Raw genomic sequence first — 3,371 nt, forward strand, 5'->3', positions numbered from 1 at the left:
CGCAGCCGGACGCAGCCTCGCGGGCTCGGCAGCTGCTACGGAAGATAGCCACCAGCGCCAATGAAAGTCAGCCCTGGCGGTAGGGCAAGGCGCTCTTCGCTTCTTCTGCATAGCCCATGACACCCAAACGTTCGCGCTCAAGAAAATCCTTCACCGCCGACTTCAATCCCGGGTGACGCAAGTAGTGCCAGGAATGGGTGATCACCGGTTCAAAACCACGAATCAATTTGTGCTCGCCCTGGGCACCGGCATCGAAACGCTGGAAACCGTTGGCGATCGCATAGTCCATGCCTTGATAGAAACAGGTCTCGAAGTGCAGGCGGTCGAACTCCGCCAGGCAGCCCCAATAACGTCCATAAAAGCTATCGCCACCGACCAGGCTAAAGGCCATGGCCACCGGCCGTGATCCTTGTTTGGCCAGGACTACCCGAATGGCTTCGGGCATGCGTTCAGCCAACAGGCTGAAAAACTCCCGCGTCAGGTACGGCGACTGCCGACGCACCGCATAAGTATTGGCGTAACAGGCATAGACAAAATCCCACTGTGCCTGGTCGAGTTGATGCCCCTCAAGCCATTCAAACTCGATGCCCTGCCCCGCCACTTGTTCACGCTCCTTGCGCATCTGCTTGCGCTTGCGTGAGCTCAATGCATCAAGGAAGTCCTGAAAATCCCGATAACCGCGATTCTGCCAGTGGTACTGGCAACCGATGCGTTGCAACCAGCCCGGTTGCTCGGCCAATGCTGCGTCGGTAAAGGCGTCGGTAAAGTTGATATGGGCGCTGGAGAGCCCTTCAATTTCCAGATAACCCGGGATGCTGTTCAGCAGTTCGAAACCATCCTGCACATTCGCCGCCAGCAACCGTGGCCCGCTGACCGGGCTGAACGGCACAGCCGTCAACAGTTTGGGGTAGTAATCGATCCCGGCGCGCTCGCAGGCATCGGCCCAGGCATGGTCGAACACGTATTCGCCGTAGGAATGCCATTTGCGGTAACTCGGCATTGCCGCGAGCAGCCGACCGTCTTCGATGTGCAGCAGATGCTCCGGCTGCCAGCCGGACTGCGGCCCCAGGCTGCCACTGTCTTCCAGCGCCCCGAGAAAAGCGTGACGCAGAAACGGCTGAGTCTCGGGCACCAGCGCGTCCCACTCTTGAGGCGCGATGGCGGACAGACTGTCCAAAACGTGTAACGGCATCCTGTTCCCCTGCGGTTGTTGCCTACAGACCCGCCGAGTATCGCCCATCCACGGCCCTTGCCGAAATAAAAACCCCGCCGAAGCGGGGTCAAAACGAAGTCTGAGGGAGGTGTGACCTGAAATTACTGTTTACCCTTTTGCTGTTCGGCGGCCAACCGCGCGGCGAGCTCGTCGACACCGGGAAGCGGTTTTTCGGGCATGGCGCGCAAGGTCGCCTGCATCAGGCGCATCTGTCGGATGAACCGTCGGCAATTGGGGCAAAACATCAAATGATGGCGCACCATCAGCCGCTCACGAAAGCTCAACTGGCCATCGAGATAATCGCTGGACCGCGCTACTTGTTCCTTACAGGTCAACATTCGCCGGTTTCCTCAAAATGCTCCACGGTTGCAAACACCTTCAACCGTGCGCGGTGCAGCAGCACACGAACATTGGAGAGCGAGATCTCCAGAAGATTACAAATTTCCTCCAGCTCCAGGCCCTGGCGCTCACGCAACAGCAGCACGCTGCTTTGCAGTTCCGACAGGCTGAGCAAGGTATGCTCCAGGCATTCACGCAGTTCGTTTTCGGTGAGCAGCGCTTCCGGGGTGTCCTGATGCCAGCTGAACGGCGCCACCAGCCAGTGGCCATCAGCGGCGGAGAAACGATCATCATCGATGGTGCCGTGGGGTGACGGCAGGTCATCGAGCAAGACTTCCCGGCGGTTTTGTTTGTATCGACCTTTTGCCGCGTTGGCGGTGATGGTCAACAGCCAGGTCTTGAGGCTGGAACGCCCCTCGAACCCGTTCAGGTTGCGCACCACCGACAGCCAGGCATCCTGCACCACTTCGTCGGCATGCCGGTTACCGACGATGGCATAAGCCACCGCCCGCATGGCGCTCTGGTAGGTGCCGACCAACTCCTTGAAAGCCTGCTGCTCGCCCGCCAACAGGCGGGCGAGCAGTTGCGTGTCGTCAGTCATCAATACTGATTTCCTGTGGCGAGGGGGTGCATGACTCAGGCTTGTCACTGCCCTTCACAACTCAACGCTTGCGCAGAATCACGCTGCCAATCGAATAACCGGCACCAAACGAGCTGAGTACTGCCAGCGAACCAGCTGGCAAATCGTCCTGGTTCTTGTGAAAGGCAATCACCGAACCGGCGGAGCTGGTGTTGGCATACGTGTCGAGAATCACCGGGGCTTCTTCTTCGGTGGCTTCGCGGCCCAGCAGCTTCTTGACGATCAGGTGGTTCATGCTGAGGTTGGCCTGGTGCAGCCAGAAACGCTTCACGTCACTGATGTTCAGCTTGTTTTCGTCCAGGTGGGTAGCGATCAGTTCCGCGACCATCGGGCAGACATCACGGAACACCTTGCGGCCTTCCTGGACGAACAATTTGTCACGGGCACCGATGCCCTCTTCCGCCGCGCGGTTGAGGAAGCCGAAGTTGTTGCGAATGTTGTTGGAGAACTTGGTCAGCAGTTTGGTGCTGACGATGTCGAACTGATACTTGGACGTGGCCAGGTCGGCACGTTCGATGATTACCGCAGTGGCGGCGTCACCGAAGATGAAGTGGCTGTCGCGGTCGCGGAAGTTCAGGTGACCGGTGCAGACTTCCGGGTTGACCATCAGGATCGCCCGGGCCTGGCCCAGCTGTACGCTGTTGGCGGCAGCCTGAATGCCGAATGTCGCCGAGGAACAGGCCACGTTCATGTCAAAACCGAAACCTTCGATACCCAGCGCTTCCTGGACTTCGATTGCAATGGCCGGATAGGCACGTTGCAGGTTGGAGCAGGCAACGATCACCCCGTCGATGTCCGCCGCCGTCTTGCCGGCGCGTTGCAGGGCCTGCTCGGCAGCGCCAATGGCCATCTGGCAAAGCACCGACCATTCGTCATTGGAACGCTCGGGCAAACGAGGTGCCATGCGCTTTGGATCGAGAATGCCCTCCTTGTCCATGACAAAGCGGCTTTTGATCCCCGAGGCTTTTTCGATAAAGGCGGCGCTGGATTCGGTCAACGCTTCCACTTCACCGCGCTCGATGGCGTCAGCGTTGTCAGCATTGAACTGAGCGACGTAAGTATTGAAAGACTGCACCAGCTCTTCGTTGGAGATGCTGTTGGCCGGTGTGTACAGGCCGGTGCCGCTGATGACGACATTATGCATGGTCGTTTCTCTAATCTGTTCAGGCAGAAAGTATT

The 3,371-nt window shown here is 58.6% G+C and carries 4 protein-coding genes; all 4 read right to left on the bottom strand.

Annotated features, from left to right (window positions below):
- Positions 1-67: 67 nt before the first annotated feature.
- Positions 68-1,192 carry a GNAT family N-acetyltransferase gene (locus AC1DH9_RS25455; RefSeq protein ID WP_427540643.1) on the bottom strand — a complete coding sequence of 375 codons (1,125 nt, stop codon included), beginning with the start codon at positions 1,190-1,192 and terminating at the stop codon, positions 68-70.
- 122 nt (positions 1,193-1,314) lie between these two features.
- The gene (locus tag AC1DH9_RS25460; protein WP_427540640.1) at positions 1,315-1,551 is read right to left on the bottom strand and encodes an anti-sigma factor family protein; all 237 of its coding nucleotides are present in this window, start codon (positions 1,549-1,551) and stop codon (positions 1,315-1,317) included.
- Positions 1,545-2,153 carry an RNA polymerase sigma factor gene (locus AC1DH9_RS25465; protein WP_427540637.1) on the bottom strand — a complete coding sequence of 203 codons (609 nt, stop codon included), beginning with the start codon at positions 2,151-2,153 and terminating at the stop codon, positions 1,545-1,547. The genes AC1DH9_RS25460 and AC1DH9_RS25465 overlap by 7 nt, the downstream gene beginning before the upstream one ends.
- 61 nt (positions 2,154-2,214) lie before the next feature.
- Positions 2,215-3,336: a beta-ketoacyl-ACP synthase III gene (locus tag AC1DH9_RS25470; protein ID WP_427540634.1), complete on the bottom strand. Its 1,122-nt coding sequence runs from the start codon at positions 3,334-3,336 to the stop codon at positions 2,215-2,217.
- Between the last annotated feature and the right edge of the window lie 35 nt (positions 3,337-3,371).

The organism is Pseudomonas sp. 05T35, assembly GCF_056396605.1.

Coding starts and splice junctions, on each gene's coding strand:
- AC1DH9_RS25460 (WP_427540640.1), bottom strand. CDS start 1,551: ATGTTGACCTGTAAGGAACAAGTAGCGCGGTCCAGCGATTATCTCGAT.
- AC1DH9_RS25455 (WP_427540643.1), bottom strand. CDS start 1,192: ATGCCGTTACACGTTTTGGACAGTCTGTCCGCCATCGCGCCTCAAGAG.
- AC1DH9_RS25470 (WP_427540634.1), bottom strand. CDS start 3,336: ATGCATAATGTCGTCATCAGCGGCACCGGCCTGTACACACCGGCCAAC.
- AC1DH9_RS25465 (WP_427540637.1), bottom strand. CDS start 2,153: ATGACTGACGACACGCAACTGCTCGCCCGCCTGTTGGCGGGCGAGCAG.